This window comes from uncultured Dysosmobacter sp. (assembly GCF_947631635.1).
Taxonomy (GTDB): Bacteria; Bacillota; Clostridia; order Oscillospirales; family Oscillospiraceae; genus Oscillibacter.
The window spans coordinates 44,286-61,850 of record NZ_CANRMB010000017.1; the positions used below are offsets into that span (position 1 = coordinate 44,286).

Sequence of the window (17,565 nt, forward strand, 5' to 3'; positions counted from 1 at the left end):
GCCGCGTTCCAGCCGTGCCAGCCTTCGCCGGCCGCAATGGCTGCCCGCAGCTCCTTTTCGTCCATAGGTACCTCCTAATTTTTTCTATCATACCACAGGCCGCGCCGCCAATGTGTAACAAATCTATGACAAAAGCCGGTGTATCCACCGGCTTTTGCAGCTTCCCTATGAAACTTCCACGCCCTCCGGCCCAAACCGCAGGCTCCTGCCGAAATAGGCCGTCATGGCCCGGACCAGGGCCTCCGTGTCCCGGACGCCCGCCACCTCATAGGCGGCGTGCATCGCCAGCTGGGGCAGGCCGATGTCCACCGTGGGGATGGACAGGTGGGCGCTGCTGATGTTGCCCAGGGTGGAGCCGCCGGGCAGGTCCGCCCGATTGCTGTACCGCTGTACCGGTACGCCCGCCTCCCGGCAGATCTGCCGGAACACCGCGCCGGACAGGGCGTCGGTGGTGTAGCGCTGGTTGGCGTTGTATTTGATGACCACGCCGCCGTTCAGCACCGGGCACTCCTGCTTGTCCGCGTACTCCGGGTGGGCCGGGTGGACGGCGTGGGCGTTGTCCGCCGACACCAGGAAGCTGTTGGCAAGGGCCGCGTGGTGCTCCTCCGGGGACCGGCCCAGGGCCGCGCTGACGCGGGACAGCACATCCGTCAGGAAGGTGGAATCCGCCCCCTGCCGGGTGCCGCTGCCCACCTCCTCGTTGTTGAACACGCAGAAAACGGGAACGCTCCCGCTGTCCTCCGCCGCCAGAAATCCCCGGAAGCAGCCGAATACGCATTGCAGGTCGTCCAGCCGGGGCGCGGCGATGAATTCCCCGTTGAGCCCCAGCAGCGTCCCTGGCGTGCGGGGATAGAGGAACAGCTCGGTGGACAGCACCGTGTCCTCCGGCACGCCGGCTCTCTCCGCGATCAGACGGCGGAACTGTCCCGGCTCGCCCGCGCCGCCCAGCAGCGGCAGCAGGTCCGTGTTGGCGTGCAGGGCCGCGCCCTTGTTGACCTCCCGGTCCATATGGATCGCCACGCTGGGGATGACCAGCAGGTCCCGGTCCACCTTCACCAGCCGGGAGACGATCCTTCCGTCCTCCGCCGCCATGACGCGGCCCGCCACGGACAGGGGCCTGTCCAGCCAGGAGCGCATGATCATGCCGCCGTAGGGCTCCACGCTGAGCCGGGTGCACGCGCCGGGGGACGGCACCTCCGCCGCCTCCCGCACCTTGAAGGTGGGGGAATCGCTGTGTCCTGCCGCCAGCACAAAGCCCTGAAAATCCCGGCGGGGCACCCGGAAGGCCACGAGGGTGGACTCCCCCCGTACCACAAAATACCTTCCGCCCTCCGCCAGCCGCCATGGCCGGGATTCCCACAGCTGCCGGTATCCATTGGACAGCAGTTTCTCTTTCAGCGCATCCACCGCGTGATAGCAGGTGGGGCTGGCGTCCAAAAACGCCAGGAGCTGTTTGGAAAGTTCCTGTTTCATAAAAAAACCTCCGTCGTCACCATCAGATTTTTTATAGAGCATACCATATCCTTGAAAAGGTGTCACTCCGCCAGTCTGTACGCCGGCGGCTCCCTCTATCCGCGCTTTTCATAGTAAAGGCCGGCAAACAGCTCCGCAAGCACGGATACGCTGAACGCTCCGGCGAACCCAAGTCCCGCATACACCACCGACTCTTCTCCCTCGCTCTTTCCCAGGATCAGAAGAAGGCTCATCAGTGCCAAGCAGATGAGCTATGTGACCTGGAAGGCTCTGTTTCCCGTTTTCAGCTGCACCAGCTGGTTCCGCTCGTCCAGCTCCTCCACCTTATCCTCTCTAGACAGCTTTGGGGACAGGCTTCGGGCGATCAGGCCGATCCCCAGCAACAGGCACAGTCCGATGAGGATCATGGTCTTTCCCTTTTGCAGCAGCATGATCTCCGGAAGGCTCACGGCCAGAAGCAGAATCCCCATTGCCGCAAAAAACAGGCCCAGCGCAAAATTTCTTTTATGATAGATCTTCATACCGGTTGTCCTCCAATATCCGGTTTTCTTTCAGGCAGCACAGCTCCTCCACCGTTGTGCCGAATATCTCAGCTATACGGTATGCCAGCATCAGCGACGGGCTGTACTGCTCCTTTTCTATGGAAATAATCGTTCGTGCGGAGACATGGACTAGGTCCGCCAACTGCTGCTGTGTTATACCTGCCGCTATCCGCAGCTCCCTGACTCGTGTTTTCATCGTCCCCTCCGTTTCAGCATGTGAAGCTGGCTTCTTGTGAAGTTAGCTTCATATTATCCTGGTTTTCTCTCTCTGTCAAGCAAAATTCTGAAGTTTACTTCATATTTTAGGCTGTGGTCCTCTTTTGCCCCGTTGCATCCGCTCCGCCCTCATGCTAAAATAAATTTATAGGAGGCGATGAGATGGATATCAAATGTATCGCGCTGGATCTGGACGGGACCACCCTGGACCGGGAGGGCCGTCTGCCGCCGGAAAACCGGCAGGCGCTGGAATATGCCATCGGCAAAGGCGTGCACATCGTCATTGCCAGCGGCCGGTCCTTTGACTCCCTGCCCCGGGAGCTGGTGTCCCTTTCCGGCATCGAGTACGCCATCACCTCCAACGGCGCCGCTGTCTACCACGTTCCAACCGGCAGGCGCCTGCACAGCTATGCGCTGGAGCCCCGGTCCGTCCAGGCGATCCTGTGCCTGACCTCCGGTGGTCCGGCCGTCTATGAGGCCTTTGTGGACGGAAAGGCCTATGCGGACGCCGCCTATGTGGCGGACCCGGTGGGCCACGGCGCCACGCCCCAGGCCATCCCCTACATTCAGCGCACCCGCCGTCCGGTGGCGGATATCGCGGTCTTCATCCGGGCCCATATCCGGGAGCTGGACGGCCTGGACCTGGTAGTCCCGGACGAGGAGACCAAGGGCCGTCTCTGGGCACTGCTGAAAGGGCATGTCCCGGACATCTATATCACCTCCTCCGTCCGGCAGCTGATCGAGATCTCCCACCGGGACGCAGGCAAGCATTCCGGCGTCCGGTATGTGGCGGAGCTGCTGGGGCTCTCCTCCGGGCAGATCGCCGCCTTTGGCGACGGGGACAACGACGCGGACATGCTGTCCTATGTGGGCTGCGGCATCGCCGTCGCCAACGCCTCCCCCGCCTGTCTCGCGGCGGCGGATCATGTGACGGTCCGCCACGACCAGGGCGGTGTGGCCCGCGGCATCTATGACATCCTCCAGATCTGATTTGAACAGCAGCCCTGCCGCTGTCTTTTTGATTTTTCCATTATCGGAATCTCTAAAAAAATAATGCGTATTTTGTGATGACTTCCAAAACGAGCCAAAAGTTGCAAAAATCACTTTTTTACTGTATCATTTTTTTGTATACTGTTTTCAAAATAAGATCTCACCACAAGCACTTGTCTGTGCAGCATCCCAAAAATGGCAAAGGAGGAAAGTCAATATGTTCTATCAAACCACCGAAGCCCATGAAGCCCTGCGGGCCAAGATCCGGGAATTCGCGGAGGCCGAGGTAAAGCCCATCGCCTTTATGCTGGACCAGGAGAACCGCTTCCCCACCGAGGCTGTGAAAAAGCTGGGGGAAATGGGCCTGATGGGTATCCCCTATGAGAAGAAATACGGCGGCGCGGAGCTGGATGTACTCAGCTACGCCATCGCCGTGGAGGAGCTGGCCCGGGTGGACGGCGGCACCGGCGTCATCCTGTCGGCCCACACCTCCCTGGGTACCTTTCCCATCGTCCAGTTTGGTACGGAGGAGCAGAAGAAAAAGTATCTGCCCGATCTATGCTCCGGCAAGAAGATTGGCGCCTTCGGCCTGACGGAGCCCAATGCCGGCTCCGACGCGGGCGGCACCGAGACCACCGCCGTTCTGGAGGGCGACCATTACATTCTGAATGGCGAAAAGATCTTCATCACCAACGGCGGCGAGGCGGACACCTATGTGGTCTTTGCCGTCACCACGCCGGATATCGGCACCCGGGGCATCTCCGCCTTCATCGTGGAGCGTGGCTGGGAGGGCTTCACCTTCGGCGACCACTATGACAAGATGGGCATCCGCTCCTCCGCCACCTGCCAGCTGCTGTTCAACAATGTGAAGGTCCCCAAGGAGAACCTGCTGGGCAAGGAGGGTCAGGGCTTCAAGATCGCCATGGCCACGCTGGACGGCGGCCGCATCGGCATCGCGGCCCAGGCGCTGGGCATCGCCCAGGGCGCCTTTGAGGCAGCGGTGGAGTACTCCAAGGAGCGCGTCCAGTTTGGCCGCCCCATCTGCCAGCAGCAGTCTATCGCCTTCAAGATCGCCGACATGGCCACCAAGCTCCGGGCCGCTCGGCTCCTGGTGTACAGCGCCGCGGACCTGAAGCAGGACCACGCCCCCTACGGCATGGAGTCCGCCATGGCCAAGCAGTACGCCTCCGACATCGCCCTGGAGGTTACCAACGAAGCCCTCCAGATCTTCGGCGGCAACGGCTATCTGAAGGGCATGGAGGTGGAGCGGTTCTACCGCGACGCCAAGATCACCACCATCTATGAGGGCACCAACGAGATCCAGCGGGTGGTCATTGCCTCCCATATCCTGGGGAAGGCGGGCAAGGCGGAAGCCGCTCCCGTCCAGAAGCACGGCCCTGAGACCGGCGAGCGCAAGAAGCTGATCCTGAAGGACGGCACCGCCCAGGAGCGGGTGGACGCCCTGGTCTCCGCCCTGAAAAAGGACGGCTACGACTTCACCGTGGGCATCCCCATGGACACCCCCATCGTCCAGGCGGAGCGGGTGGTCAGCGCCGGCAAGGGCATCGGCGAGAAGAAGAACATGAAGCTCATCGAAGATCTGGCCAAGGCCGCCGGCGCCGCCATCGGCTCCAGCCGTCCCGTGGCCGAGACCCTGCAATATGTCCCCCTGAACCGCTATGTGGGCATGAGCGGCCAGAAGTTCAAGGGCAATCTGTACATCGCCTGCGGCATCTCCGGCGCCGGCCAGCACCTGAAGGGCATCAAGGACGCCTCCACCATCGTGGCCATCAACATCGACCCCAACGCCCGCATCTTCAAGAACTGTGACTACGGCATCGTGGGCGACGTGCTGGAGATCCTGCCCCTGCTGGCAAAGGCGCTGGACACCGGCGAGAAGCTGCCCGCGCCTCCCATGAAGAAGATGAAGCGGGCCACGCCCAAGAAAACCACGCCGCCCCGGAAGCTCTATATCTGCAACGGCTGCGGCCACGAGTACGACGTGCTGGTGGGTGACCCGGAGAACGACGTCAAGCCCGGCACCAAGTTCCAGGACCTGCCGGAGGGCTGGGTGTGCCCCCACTGCGGCGAGCCGGTGGATCAGTTCATCGAAATCGAAGTTTAAAGCGGCCTAAAAGGAGGTATCTGTTATGTATAATGTTCGGAAGGTCACCGATGACCTGTATTGGGTAGGCGCCAACGACCACCGCCTGGCCCTGTTTGAGAATATCCATCCCCTCTATCACGGCGTCTCCTACAACGCCTATGTCCTACTGGACGAGAAGACCGTCCTGTTCGACACGGCGGACTGGTCTGTGGGCCGCCAGTTCATCGACAATGTGAAGGCCGTGCTGGATGGCCGTCCCCTGGACTACCTGGTCATCAACCATGTGGAGCCGGATCACGCCGCCTCCATTGAGGAGATCCTGCTCCGCTGGCCGGAGGTGAAGATCGTCACCTCCCCCAAGGCGGTGATCCTGCTGCACCAGTTCGGATTCCCCATTGACGTCAAACAGGTCGAAGAGGTTCGGGAGGGCGACACCAAGTGCTTCGGTAAGCACACCATCGCCTTTGTCAGCGCCCCCATGGTCCACTGGCCGGAGGCCATGGTGTCCTTCGACACCACCAACGGCGTCCTCTTCTCCGCCGACGCGTTCGGCTCCTTCCGGGCGCTGGACGGCAAGCTGTTTGCCGACGAGTTCGACTTTGACGGCGAATGGCTGGACGACGCCCGCCGCTACTACACCAACATCGTGGGCAAATACGGTCCCCAGGTGCAGGCCCTGCTGAACAAGGCCGCCAATATCGTGGGGCTGGACAACATCAAATATCTCTGCCCCCTCCACGGTCCCGTGTGGCGGAAGGATCTGGGCTATATCATCGACAAGTACGTCCATTGGAGCACCTATGAGCCGGAGGAAAAGGGCGTGATGATCGTCTACGCCTCCATGTACGGCAACACCGAGCAGGCCGCCGAGATCCTGGCCGCCAAGCTGGCGGAGCGGGGCGTGCTCAACACCCGGCTGTACGACGTGTCCAGCACCCATGTCAGCTATCTGATCTCCGACCTGTTCAAGTACAGCCACCTGGTCCTGGCCTCCGTCACCTATAACCTGGGTATCTTCCCGCCCATGCACAATTTCCTGGCGGACATGAAGGCCCTGAACCTGCAAAAGCGCACTGTGGCCCTGCTGGAAAACGGCTCCTGGGCGCCCCGGTCCGGCGCGCTCATGCGCCAGGAACTGGAGAAGCTGAAGCACATAGACATTTTGGACGACGGCATGACCTTGGCCTCCTCCCTCCAGGAGCAGAACATCGGCGAGATGGACGCCCTGGCCGACGCCATCGCGGCCTCTGTCAACAAGTGATACCTCCCTATAGGCAAAGCGGGAAGCCCTGTCGGGCTTCCCGCTTTTTTACGCTATATCTGGCCTTATAAAATTTTCCTATATTGGTACTTTTAATATGGTCATTGTGGAATTAAAATGAGGGCACCACATCAAGAAAGAAGGCTTTCCCCATGTCATCCTCCACTCTCCACACCGTGCGTCCGGTGAAGTGGCTCACGGTCACCGCCATGCTGATGGCGCTGAACATCGTGATGAGCTCCTTCAGCATTCCCGTCCCCGGCGGCCACCTATACCTGAACGACGCTGTGATCTGCACAGCCGCCATCCTGCTGGACCCCCTGGGGGCTTTTCTCGTGGGCGGCGTCGGCGCGTTCCTAGGCGACTTTTTCTTCTATCCCGCTCCCATGTTCGTCTCCCTGGTTACCCACGGGCTCCAGGCTGTGGTGGTCTCCCTGTGCGCCCACAAGCTGGCCCGGGAGCACCGTGTCCGGGGCGCTCTGGTGGGCGTGGTTCTGGGCGTTGTCATCAATGTGGCGGGCTACTCCCTGGGCCGCACCTTTGTCTATGCCGATGCCAGCGCGGCATTGCTGAAACTGCCCTTCCAGATCTTCCAGGCCAGCTTTGGCGCTGTGGTGTCCATCCTGCTCTGCTTCAAGGGCGGCCTGCTGTCCTTCTGGAACAAGTTCTCCGTCCGTTGAGGTTTTCTGAATATGGAGGGTGCGCAGGTGCGCACCCTCTTTTTTCGGTGGATACCCCGCCGCACATCTCAAAGTCCGCAGTCCCGGCATCTTTGAAGCGGGCTCCCGCTATATGGAGAATTTTCCGGTCGATTTCTGGCGAAACTCCCAATGGACAAACCGCTGTTCTTTTGCCAGAATAGAAATTGTGCCGCCGGCATACGCCAGTACAAATCTTTTTCGCAATAGTGGTAAAAGCGACTTGCTTTTCTATATCTTGTGTATTATAATAGCAGCATCACAATAGATATTGTGGTTCATCCACAATAGAATCAACGGAGGGAGCTTTCATGAAAGTCATCAAGCGAAACGGAACAGAAGTGATCTTTGACATCACCAAGATCATCGCAGCCATCACAAAAGCCAATGAGAGCGTTGGGGAAAGCGCCCGAATGACGCCGGTTCAGATCCAGCGGATCGCGGAGTCCGTGGAGCTGTCCTGTCTGAAAATGAACCGCTCTCCCTCCGTGGAGGAGATCCAGGACCTGGTGGAGTATCAGATCATGGCCCACGGCGCGTTTGAGGTGGCGAAGAACTATGTCACCTACCGCTATACCCGCTCCCTGGTCCGCAAGAGCAACACCACCGACGAAAAGATCCTGAGCCTGATCGAGTGCTGCAACGAGGAGGCCAAGCAGGAGAACTCCAACAAGAACCCCGTGGTGAACTCCACCCAGCGGGACTACATGGCCGGCGAGGTCTCCCGGGACATCAGCGAGCGCCTGCTGCTTCCCGCCGACATCGTGGAGGCCCACCGGGAGGGCATCATCCACTTCCACGACACGGATTACTACGCCCAGCACATGCACAACTGCGACCTGGTGAACCTGGAGGACATGCTCCAAAACGGCACCGTCATCACCGGCACCCTCATTGAGCGGCCCCACAGCTTCTCCACCGCCTGCAACATCGCCACCCAGATCATCGCCCAGGTGGCGTCCAACCAGTACGGCGGACAGTCCATCTCCCTGACCCACTTGGCGCCCTTCGTGGATGTCAGCCGGAAGAAGATCCGGAAGATCGTGGAGCAGGAGATGTCCTCCATCGGCGCCGACCCCGGCGAGGAGAAGATCTCCGAGCTGGTTGAGGCCCGTCTGCGGGATGAGATCAACCGCGGCGTGCAGATGATCCAGTACCAGGTGGTCACTCTGCTGACCACCAACGGACAGGCCCCCTTCGTCACCGTGTACATGTACCTGAACGAGGCCAAGAACGAGCGGGAGAAGCGGGACCTGGCCCTCATCATTGAGGAGGTCCTGGAGCAGCGCTACCAGGGCGTGAAGAACGAGGACGGCGTGTGGATCACCCCCGCCTTCCCCAAGCTGATCTACGTGCTGGAGGAGGACAACATCCACGAGGACTCCCCCTACTACTACCTGACCAAGCTGGCCGCCAAATGCACGGCCAAGCGCATGGTGCCGGACTATATCTCCGAGAAGAAGATGCTGGAGCTGAAGGGCGACGTGTACACCTGCATGGGCTGCCGCTCCTTCCTGACGCCGGACCGCTTTACCGACGCGGGCATCGGCAACATCGCCAACGCCGGCAACTACGAGCCGGGCAAGCACAAGTACTACGGCCGCTTCAACCAGGGCGTGGTGACCATCAACCTGCCGGACGTGGCCCTCTCCTCCGGCGGCAATCTGGACAAGTTCTGGAAGATCTTTGACGAGCGTCTGGAGCTGTGCCACCGGGCCCTGCGGTGCCGCCATGAGCGTCTGCTGGGCACTCTCTCCGACGTGGCGCCCATCCTGTGGCAGTACGGCGCCCTGGCCCGCCTGAAAAAGGGCGAGCCCATCGACGAGCTGCTGTACCACGGCTACTCCACCATCTCCCTGGGCTACGCCGGTCTCTATGAGTGCGTGAAGTTCATGACCGGCAAGAGCCACACGGACCCCTCCGCCACCCCCTTCGCCCTGCAGGTGATGGAGACTATGAACGCCGCCTGCCGCAAGTGGAAGGCCGCCGAGGACATCGACTACTCCCTGTACGGCACGCCTCTGGAATCCACCACCTATAAATTTGCCAAGTGCCTGCAAAAGCGCTTCGGCGTCATCGAGGGCATCACCGACAAGGGCTATATCACAAACTCCTACCATGTCCACGTCACCGAGGAGATCAACGCCTTTGACAAGCTGAAATTTGAGGCCCAGTTCCAGCATCTGTCCCCCGGCGGCGCCATCAGCTATGTGGAGGTGCCGGACATGCAGAACAACCTGGAGGCGGTGCTTCAGGTGATGAAGTTCATCTACGACAACATCATCTACGCCGAGCTGAACACCAAGAGCGACTACTGCCAGGTCTGCGGCTGGGACGGTGAGATCCAGATCGTGGAGGAGAACGGCAAGCTGGTCTGGAAGTGCCCCAAGTGCGGCAACACCGACCAGGACAAGATGAATGTGGCCCGCCGGACCTGCGGCTACATCGGCACCCAGTTCTGGAACCAGGGCCGGACCCAGGAGATCCGGGACCGGGTACTGCACCTGTGATATCATAACGCTGACAGGGCGGGGGAAAGCCCCGCCCTGTCTCCTATCTTGGAGAGGTGCCCGGCATGTGGAAAAGGCCTATACGCAGATCTTCAACGGTCTGTTTTGGATGCAGCAGGAACCGGTCTGGAGCGCCATTCTCCTGTTTCGGATAGCTGGGTATCTTCCGGTCTTGTCATTTCGGCCCGTCATCCTGCTGGTGGAAGAGATCGTCTTTTGTATGGGGACCATGGCCGCTCTGCTGCGGCTTTTTCGGGGGCCGGGTCTGTCCGCACATGCTGTCCATTTCCGAGCCGCTTCTTTTGTGGCTGCATTTGTCTATTTTTATGCAGGCCTGCATGACTGATGTTTTGAGGAGACACACTATGTACTATGGTGAAATCAAAAACTGCGACATCGCCAACGGCGAGGGCGTCCGGGTGACGCTGTTCGTCTCCGGCTGTACCAACCACTGCAAAAACTGCTTCCAGCCTCAGACCTGGGCCTTCGACTACGGCCAGCCCTTCACAGCGGAGACAGAGGCATATCTCCTCTCCCTGCTGGAGCCAGGCTATATCAACGGCCTGACCCTATTGGGCGGCGAACCCTTTGAGCCGGAAAACCAACGGGCGCTGGTGCCCTTCCTTCGCCGGGTGCGGGCGGCGTATCCCCAGAAGAACATCTGGGGCTTCTCCGGCTTCACCTATGAGGAGCTGCTGACGGAGGGTTCCCATCCCCGGTGCGAGGTGACGGACGAGATGCTGTCCCTGCTGAACGTTCTGGTGGACGGCCGCTTTGTGGAGGAGCTGAAGGATATCTCCCTGCGCTTCCGGGGCAGCCGCAACCAGCGGCTCATCGACCTCAACGCCACTCGGAAGGCGGGGCATCTGTGCTTTTTGCCGGACCGTGACCGGCCCAGCCTCTGACCTGGCCGCGTCAGCTTGTCCAATGGCAGCGCGCCGCCAGCATCGCCCGCCGCAAAAAGATAAAAAGCAAATATCGTTCAAAATATTGATTTAAAATATCAATATTTTGAGCATTCCGTGAATGACCGCGCATATGGATCTGAATCTGAACCAGATCCGCAGAATGCTGCAAGCAAAAATTTCCGGCAAAAAAACGGCATATTCCTGTTCTTTCGAGTCAAACTATGCTCGCGATACCCAGTAAACCCACTCAAGTTTGATAGATGAAAAGGAGAATGGATTATGTCTAGCAAGAATTCTAACAAGATCAACGTTCCCGAGGCCCGTGCCGCTATGGATAAGTTCAAGATGGAGGCCGCTTCCGAGGTTGGCGTCAACCTGAAGGAGGGCTACAACGGCGACCTGACCAGCCGTGAGGCCGGTTCTGTCGGCGGCCAGATGGTCAAGAAGATGATCGAGTCCTACGAGAAGTCCCTGTAACTTCCCGCTGGAACCAAAGGGAGGACCGGCAGTTTGCCGGTCCTCCCCTTTTCGTTATTGCTTTTTCGCCTGCTCCGCCAGCAGGTCCGCCAGAGTGAAGCGGTCGATGTAGTCATTCACCGCGGCGTACAGCCCTGTCCAGAAATCCAGCGTGGGGCATTCACCGCACCGTCGGCAGGTGTTCTCCGGCCCTTCCAGACAGGACACCGGGGCCAGGTTGCCCTCCGTCAGCCGCAGGATACTGCCCACGGTATAGTCCTTCGGCTCCCTGGCCAGACGGTAGCCGCCCTGGGCTCCCCGGCCGCTGTGCAGCATCCCCGCCTTGGACAGCATTCCCGCGATCTGTTCCAGGTACTTCATGGAGATCTCCTGCCGCGCCGCCGCGTCCTTCAGGGACACATACCCCTCCTGGTCATGGGACGCAATATCCATCATCAGCCGCAGGGCGTACCGCCCTCTGGTGGAAATCTTCATATCCATACCCTCCTTTGCCTCTCTATTCTGCCATAGGAAATCTGGGATTTCAAGTATTTTTGAAACAGAATTGACAGCGGACCGTTTTTCCCGTAAAATGGGTACGACTTTTCAAGATACGAGAGGAGCTTGGAACTATGGATTATGCAAAGGAATCCCTCCGCCTGCATTATGAGTGGAAGGGAAAACTGGAGACGACCCCACGGGCCGCCGTGGACAGCAAGGAGGCGCTGTCTCTGGCCTATACCCCCGGTGTGGCTCAGCCCTGCCTTGAAATCCAGAAGGACGTCAGCAAGAGCTATGAGCTGACCCGCCGCTGGAACACCGTGGCTGTGGTCACCGACGGCACCGCCGTTCTGGGCCTGGGCGACATCGGCCCCGAGGCCGGTATGCCCGTCATGGAGGGCAAGTGCGTGCTGTTCAAGGCTTTCGGCGGTGTGGATGCCATCCCCCTATGCGTCCGCAGCAAGGACGTGGACGACATCGTGAACACCGTGGCCCTGCTGGCCGGTTCCTTCGGCGGCGTGAATCTGGAGGACATCTCTGCTCCCCGCTGCTTTGAGATCGAACAGAAGCTGAAAGAGCGCTGCGACATCCCCATCTTCCACGACGATCAGCATGGCACCGCCGTCATCACCCTGGCGGGCCTGACCAACGCGCTGAAGGTCGTCGGCAAAAACCTGGAAGAGGTCCGCATCGTCATCAACGGCGCGGGCGCGGCCGCCATCTCCATCACCAAGCTCCTGCTCTCCGCCGGTGCCAGGAACGTCACCCTCTGCGACCGCCGCGGCGCCATTTACGCGGGCCGCGCCGAGGGCATGAACTGGATCAAGGAGGAGATGGCCCAGGTCACCAATCTCCAGAAGAAGCCCGGCACCCTGGCGGAGACTCTGGTGGGTGCCGACGTGTTCATCGGCGTGTCCGCCCCCGGTATGGTCACCACGGAGATGGTCCGGACCATGAACAGGGACGCCATCATCTTCGCCTGCGCCAACCCCACCCCGGAGATTTTCCCCGACGACGCCAAGGCGGGCGGCGCGGCGGTGGTCTCCACCGGCCGCAGCGACTACCCCAACCAGATCAACAACGTGCTGGCCTTCCCCGGCATCTTCCGGGGCGCTCTGGACGCCCGGGCCAGCGACATCAACGACGCGATGAAAATCGCCGCCGCCCACGCTCTGGCAGAGCTGATCTCTGACGAGGAGCTGTCCGCCGACTACATCATTCCCGCCGCCTTCGATCCCCGGGTCAAGACCGCTGTAGCCTCTGCTGTCAAGCAGGCCGCTTACGACTCCGGCGTGACCCGCGTCTAAAATTCCCGAAAACAGGAGTTGACACAGGGAAAGGGGCCTCTATGAAAGACCGCAAAAATTTGTTTCTTCTGGTGATTTTCGTTGCTTTCCTGGCGGTAGTTCTGCCCATGGTGTCCATCCCCGCGGACATCGGCGGACACAGCTACACCGGCGGCATCTACGACCCGGACACCGGCGAACAAATCGAAGCCGTCACAGTTGAACTTTCTGGCAAGCGCATCTATACACTGGGGTAGGATCAATTCGATCTGGACGGCCGCATCGTCATCGAGGCTGAGACCTTCCAAAACCACAGTGACCTGGGTATGTACTTTGACGAGTCCCTGGGCGGCTGGACCCACGGCCCGTGCAGCTTCGGTGCTTTTAACCATGGCTGGAACGGCTATGACAATGCCGTTCTCGCTTACCGGAACAGCTATTCCGCTCTGGTCCTCCCCCTGCGAAAGGATGGCCGCACCCTGTACCTCTCCGCCGTGGAGGATGAAGCGGCCCAACGCCCCAGGACGCCCTGACGGACTTTCTCACCGCCATGGGCCGGGTATAAAACAACAAAACCGTCCGGCACTCCCGCCGGGCGGTTTTATAATCAAATAACTTGAAAAGTGGTAAAACCACTTTTCAAGTATCACAGCGCGCATGCGCTGTGGCAGGCCGCAAAAGCGGTCTTGATTTGGATTTCATAGTCATTCACCGTGCGCTTTGCACAGGTCGGGCATTGCCCGCTTGAAAAACAGCTTTGCTGTTTTTCAAGTTCATTGACTATATTCTTCTATCCCCAGCGGGACAAATAAAATTTTTTAAATGTTGCACCGTTTTGCAGTTTCCCATCGTATCCATTATGAAGGAGAAAGGAGGCCAACGGATGACGGATCAGGAATTGCTGACACAGCTGGACCATACCCCCGACGCGGCGCTGACAGAACTGACCGCGCGGTACGCGCCCCTGGCGGCGGCCATTGCCGGACGGGTGCTGCCGGGACGGCAGGAGGATATCGAGGAGATCGCCGCCGACACCCTCATCAAGATCTGGCAGGCCGGAGATTCCCTGGCGGCGGAGACCCTGCGGGGGTTCGTCATCACCACGGCCCGGAATCTGGCCATCGACCGCTGGCGGGTCCTGCGCCGCCGGGCAGAGGCGCCGCTGTTCGACAATGACGCTGAGGACTCCGCGTTTTTGGAACAGCATGTGCTTGGCTCCCTGCTGGCGGAATACATCCGCGCCCTCTCCCCGCCGGACGGCGAGATCTTTCTCCGGCATTATCTGCTGTTGGAAACGGCGGCGGAGATCGGCGCTCGGTATGCGCTGACGGAATCCGCCGTCCGCGCCCGGCTCCACCGGGTCCGGAAGCTGCTGCAAAAGGAGGTGCCCCTATGAATGCGTGGTATGAACTGACCAGCGAACTGGAGACCGATACTCCCCCGTTGGATGAGATGTCCCGCGCCCGCATCGAAAAAAAGGTCCGCGCCGCCCTGCCTCGCAGGCGGAAGCGCCGCTGGGCGGCGGCGGTCATCGCGGCGGCGCTGGTGCTGTCCGCCTGCGGCTATGCCGCTGTCACCGGGCAGTTCTCCCAGTGGTTCTGGAACAGAGCCGCCGATGTCCAGACTCCGGAGGCCTCCGAGGACCTGCTGTCCAGCATGGGCACGGTCATCGGTCAGAGCCAGACGGTGGACGGCGTGACCATGACGCTGCATGGAGCACTGTGGGATAGAGGCACGCTGATGCTGTCCCTGTCGATGGATGGAGCCGAGATGCCCACCTACTATGATGAAAGCAGCGGGGACTCCTGGCTCTGGTTTTCAGAGCACCAGATGGAGTCCGCTCTCCGGGAAGCGCATCCAGATCTGCCGGATGCTGATCTGCAGAAGTACATGGACTCTGTGCGGTCCTTTATCGGGCGTCCAACGATCACGTATCTCTATAACCGGCAGACGGATACCTGCTATTTGCAGGTGCAGAACAACTCCATCACCTCCCAAAATGACCAGGACGAGTTGACACTTCATTTGGAAAATCTGAAATGTGGAAATACCACGCTGAAGGGTCCCTTTGAATTCACGTTTATTGTGGAGAAAAAATCCGTGGAGCTGGTCTATGAGGGCGATGTGACCCTGGAACCCATGGAGGGCGTTCCCATCCGGGTCACAAAGGTCACCATCTCTCCCTTCTATGCCGAGGTCGCTTTTGCGGGCCTGGAACCGCTGCCGGAGGAGGATGGCGAGGATAGTGGAAACGATTTTGGTCCAAAATTGGAGGCGCTCCGGATCAATGGGCAGGAGGCCGCGGGCATTGCCAGCCAGCATGGCAGCCGTCTGGAAAAACAGGAGGATGGCAGTTGGGGCGGCTCCACCAAAACAGGCCCCTTCCACCGGGTATTGAACCCTGCCGCGGTGGAGGCCATCCGGGTCAACGACGTCTGGCTGGATCTGGACCAGCTGGATCTGGTCCAGTGACGGAAGCACCCTATCGAAAAACGAGGAGCGCCTTTTTCAGGCGCTCCTCGTTTCCCTGTGTGATCACACCTCCGCCGGGGCCAGCTCAAAGGCAGTCTGAACGAAATCGTCCACCTCCTCCAAGGTGTCGAAACAGGCGATGGCCACCTGGTTGCCCATGGTGCCCGCCAGGGCGTCCGGCATCCGGGTGAACAGCCGGGCATGGGCGCCGCATTGCTCCTCCAGCTCCGGCAGGGTGCGGACGTAGTGGTTCTCGTCCCGCCGTCCGGCGTATACACAGTAGCTGTGGGGGCCGTCGTATGTATGCCGCAACTCGTCGAAGGCCACCATGTCCGCCCAGATCTGATACACATCGGCGCTCTGGCCAAAGTTCAGCATATCCGGCGTGAATCCGCCGGCAGGACGCATGTTGACCTCCAGAGCCACGATGTCGCCCTTTTGGCCCAGGCCCTCCTTGCCCTCGGTGAGGCGGAAAAACTCCAGATGGAAGAACCGGCTGGACGCGCCGAAGGCCTTCAGCGTGGCCTTTCCAGCCACCTCCATATCGGCGGGCACCTCCTTGTCCACGTAATAATAGGTGGGCACGCCCTCGTTCACCATGTCCATGATGGAATTCCGGGTGATGTGGCTGGCGGCGAAAAGGACCTCCCCCTTGGAATTGCACACGCCGTCATAGGTGGTAACGAAGCCGGACACGAACTCCTCCATCAGATAGGGCACGGCGGGCGGGTCCTGAAAAAATGCGGCCATGTCCTCGTCGCTCTTCAGCTTCCAGGTGGCAATGGCCCCCACGCCGTTATCCGGCTTGACAATGATGGGATACCCCACCTCCCTGGCAAAGGCAAAGCCCGCCTCCGCCGTGGTGACCGGCGCGCACCTGGCGCAGGGCACCCCCGCCTTCCGGTAGTACGCCTTCATGGCCAGCTTGCTCTTGTATTTTTCGATCTCATGGGATTTCAGGCCGGTGGTGATATTGAAGTCCGTCCGCAGGGCTGCGTCCAGCTCCAGCCAGTATTCGTTGTTGCTCTCCACCCAGTCGATCTTGCCGTACTGCCCGGTGAAGTAGCCCACGGCCCGCAGGACTTGGTCATAGTTCTCCAGGCTGTCCACCCGGTAGTACTCCGTCAGCGCCTTTTTCAGGTCCGGGTGCAGGGAGTCATACGAGGCGTCGCCCACGCCCAGCACATTGACGCCGTTCTCCCGCAGGCGGATGCAGAACCAGCGGTATGCCTCGGGAAAGTTTGGGGAGATAAAGACGAAATTCATGGGAAGCCCTCCTGTCCGTGATTTATCGCTTTATGGTATTGAATTATAGCCTCGCTGCGGAAAAAATGCAAGGGAAAATCCGCCCAGTTCCGACAGGGGCCGGGATTTCCGGGAAAAGGCGCAGGGATGGGATTGCGTACAGGCGGCATCTATGCTATCATCAGGCTGTGCCGCAGGCAAATTGATCAAAAAGGAGCATGTCTTGTGAAGTATTATTTTGATACGGTGGTTGTCCGCTGACCGGGAGGTTTGCGCGGACCATCACAGGCCTCCCAAAAGAAACCTATGAATTTTTGAGGAGGACACCCCTATGGATCAGGGAAGGAAACAAAAGTCATTTAAAAAAGGATATTACAGGACCCACGCCTGCCGGGAGGTATTTACCTGTGAGGCGTGCGGAAGGCTGGTGGTGCCGGAAGGCGCTGGAAGCGGCCATCGGAATCACTGCCCCAACTGCCTCACCAGCCTCCATGTGGACAAGGAGCCGGGCGACCGCATGTCGGACTGCGGCGGACAGATGGAGCCGATCGGCGTATGGGTGCGGAAGGGCGGTGAATGGGCGCTGATCCACCGCTGCCGCCGCTGCGGCAGGCTGAATTCCAACCGGGTGGCGGCGGACGACAATCCCATAAAGTTGCTGTCCATTGCCATGAAGCCTCTGGCTTCGCCGCCGTTCCCGCTGGAACGCATCGAGGGGCTGACGGACCTGCTGGCCGGAAGCAGCAGTTTGGAAGCGTAAGTCCACCGCTGTGAGGGTATCCGGTTTCCCGGATGCCCTCTTTTTATGTCCCGCGGCGCCAAGCGGGGAGTGTCCAAAATAAAGATTTGATGATATAATAAGGGATATGAGGAAACAGACAAAAGAGGCATGGAAGAAAT

19 protein-coding genes are annotated in these 17,565 nt (G+C 59.9%); 14 read left to right on the forward strand and 5 right to left on the reverse strand.

The window, feature by feature from the left end; genetic code table 11:
* Nucleotides 1–165: 165 nt before the first annotated feature.
* The 3 genes from Q0Z71_RS09980 to Q0Z71_RS09990 all read right to left on the reverse strand — a co-directional run bounded on the left by Q0Z71_RS09980 (nt 166) and on the right by Q0Z71_RS09990 (nt 2,211).
* On the reverse strand, nt 166–1,473 hold the full coding sequence (locus tag Q0Z71_RS09980; RefSeq protein ID WP_298021752.1) for a M18 family aminopeptidase: 1,308 nt from the start codon (nt 1,471–1,473) through the stop codon (nt 166–168).
* Nucleotides 1,474–1,724: 251 nt separating this feature from the next.
* Nucleotides 1,725–1,994 (reverse strand): hypothetical protein, encoded by a 270-nt coding sequence (locus tag Q0Z71_RS09985; protein ID WP_298021755.1) that lies wholly within the window; start codon nt 1,992–1,994, stop codon nt 1,725–1,727.
* Complete coding sequence (locus tag Q0Z71_RS09990; RefSeq protein ID WP_298021758.1) at nt 1,978–2,211, reverse strand: helix-turn-helix transcriptional regulator; 234 nt, start codon at nt 2,209–2,211, stop codon at nt 1,978–1,980. The genes Q0Z71_RS09985 and Q0Z71_RS09990 overlap by 17 nt, the downstream gene beginning before the upstream one ends.
* Nucleotides 2,212–2,393: 182 nt before the next feature.
* On the opposite strand from Q0Z71_RS09990, the gene Q0Z71_RS09995 reads away from it, so the two are divergent.
* The 8 genes from Q0Z71_RS09995 to Q0Z71_RS10030 all read left to right on the forward strand — a co-directional run bounded on the left by Q0Z71_RS09995 (nt 2,394) and on the right by Q0Z71_RS10030 (nt 11,182).
* A complete protein-coding gene (locus Q0Z71_RS09995) occupies nt 2,394–3,221 on the forward strand; it encodes an HAD family hydrolase (RefSeq protein ID WP_298021760.1) in 828 nt (275 codons plus the stop codon).
* Nucleotides 3,222–3,438: 217 nt separating this feature from the next.
* Nucleotides 3,439–5,346, forward strand: a complete 1,908-nt coding sequence (locus Q0Z71_RS10000) for an acyl-CoA dehydrogenase family protein (RefSeq protein WP_298021763.1) — start codon at nt 3,439–3,441, stop codon at nt 5,344–5,346.
* Nucleotides 5,347–5,371: 25 nt separating this feature from the next.
* Nucleotides 5,372–6,589 (forward strand): FprA family A-type flavoprotein, encoded by a 1,218-nt coding sequence (locus Q0Z71_RS10005; protein WP_298021767.1) that lies wholly within the window; start codon nt 5,372–5,374, stop codon nt 6,587–6,589.
* 152 nt (nt 6,590–6,741) lie between these two features.
* Nucleotides 6,742–7,269 (forward strand): ECF transporter S component, encoded by a 528-nt coding sequence (locus tag Q0Z71_RS10010; protein WP_298021770.1) that lies wholly within the window; start codon nt 6,742–6,744, stop codon nt 7,267–7,269.
* A 329-nt stretch (nt 7,270–7,598) separates the two neighbouring features.
* Nucleotides 7,599–9,797 (forward strand): anaerobic ribonucleoside-triphosphate reductase, encoded by a 2,199-nt coding sequence (nrdD, locus tag Q0Z71_RS10015; protein WP_298021773.1) that lies wholly within the window; start codon nt 7,599–7,601, stop codon nt 9,795–9,797.
* A 67-nt stretch (nt 9,798–9,864) separates the two neighbouring features.
* On the forward strand, nt 9,865–10,143 hold the full coding sequence (locus Q0Z71_RS10020; RefSeq protein WP_298021776.1) for a hypothetical protein: 279 nt from the start codon (nt 9,865–9,867) through the stop codon (nt 10,141–10,143).
* Nucleotides 10,144–10,162: 19 nt separating this feature from the next.
* Nucleotides 10,163–10,702, forward strand: coding sequence for an anaerobic ribonucleoside-triphosphate reductase activating protein (gene nrdG, locus Q0Z71_RS10025; protein ID WP_298021779.1), 540 nt, complete (start codon nt 10,163–10,165; stop codon nt 10,700–10,702).
* 282 nt (nt 10,703–10,984) lie between these two features.
* Nucleotides 10,985–11,182 (forward strand): alpha/beta-type small acid-soluble spore protein, encoded by a 198-nt coding sequence (locus Q0Z71_RS10030; RefSeq protein WP_187028650.1) that lies wholly within the window; start codon nt 10,985–10,987, stop codon nt 11,180–11,182.
* A 54-nt stretch (nt 11,183–11,236) separates the two neighbouring features.
* On the opposite strand, the gene Q0Z71_RS10035 is transcribed toward Q0Z71_RS10030, so the two are convergent.
* Nucleotides 11,237–11,656, reverse strand: a complete 420-nt coding sequence (locus tag Q0Z71_RS10035; protein ID WP_298021785.1) for an Rrf2 family transcriptional regulator — start codon at nt 11,654–11,656, stop codon at nt 11,237–11,239.
* A gap of 137 nt (nt 11,657–11,793) precedes the next feature.
* Here Q0Z71_RS10035 and Q0Z71_RS10040 point away from each other — a divergent pair, with 137 nt between their 5' ends.
* From Q0Z71_RS10040 to Q0Z71_RS10060, 5 genes are all read left to right on the forward strand, one after another.
* Complete coding sequence (locus Q0Z71_RS10040; RefSeq protein ID WP_298021788.1) at nt 11,794–12,969, forward strand: NADP-dependent malic enzyme; 1,176 nt, start codon at nt 11,794–11,796, stop codon at nt 12,967–12,969.
* A gap of 41 nt (nt 12,970–13,010) precedes the next feature.
* Complete coding sequence (locus tag Q0Z71_RS10045) at nt 13,011–13,205, forward strand: hypothetical protein (protein WP_298021792.1); 195 nt, start codon at nt 13,011–13,013, stop codon at nt 13,203–13,205.
* Between the two features lie 69 nt (nt 13,206–13,274).
* On the forward strand, nt 13,275–13,481 hold the full coding sequence (locus tag Q0Z71_RS10050) for a hypothetical protein (RefSeq protein WP_298021795.1): 207 nt from the start codon (nt 13,275–13,277) through the stop codon (nt 13,479–13,481).
* 350 nt (nt 13,482–13,831) lie between these two features.
* Nucleotides 13,832–14,344 carry an RNA polymerase sigma factor gene (locus Q0Z71_RS10055; RefSeq protein WP_298021798.1) on the forward strand — a complete coding sequence of 171 codons (513 nt, stop codon included), beginning with the start codon at nt 13,832–13,834 and terminating at the stop codon, nt 14,342–14,344.
* On the forward strand, nt 14,341–15,420 hold the full coding sequence (locus Q0Z71_RS10060; RefSeq protein ID WP_298021802.1) for a DUF4179 domain-containing protein: 1,080 nt from the start codon (nt 14,341–14,343) through the stop codon (nt 15,418–15,420). Before Q0Z71_RS10055 ends, Q0Z71_RS10060 begins: the two co-directional genes overlap by 4 nt.
* Nucleotides 15,421–15,483: 63 nt before the next feature.
* Here Q0Z71_RS10060 and Q0Z71_RS10065 read toward each other — a convergent pair whose 3' ends face one another.
* Entirely contained in the window at nt 15,484–16,686 is a 1,203-nt protein-coding gene (locus Q0Z71_RS10065; protein WP_298021806.1) for an acetyl-CoA carboxylase biotin carboxylase subunit family protein, read from the reverse strand.
* A gap of 310 nt (nt 16,687–16,996) precedes the next feature.
* Here Q0Z71_RS10065 and Q0Z71_RS10070 point away from each other — a divergent pair, with 310 nt between their 5' ends.
* Nucleotides 16,997–17,425 (forward strand): RNHCP domain-containing protein, encoded by a 429-nt coding sequence (locus Q0Z71_RS10070; protein WP_298021809.1) that lies wholly within the window; start codon nt 16,997–16,999, stop codon nt 17,423–17,425.
* Nucleotides 17,426–17,565 lie beyond the last annotated feature (140 nt).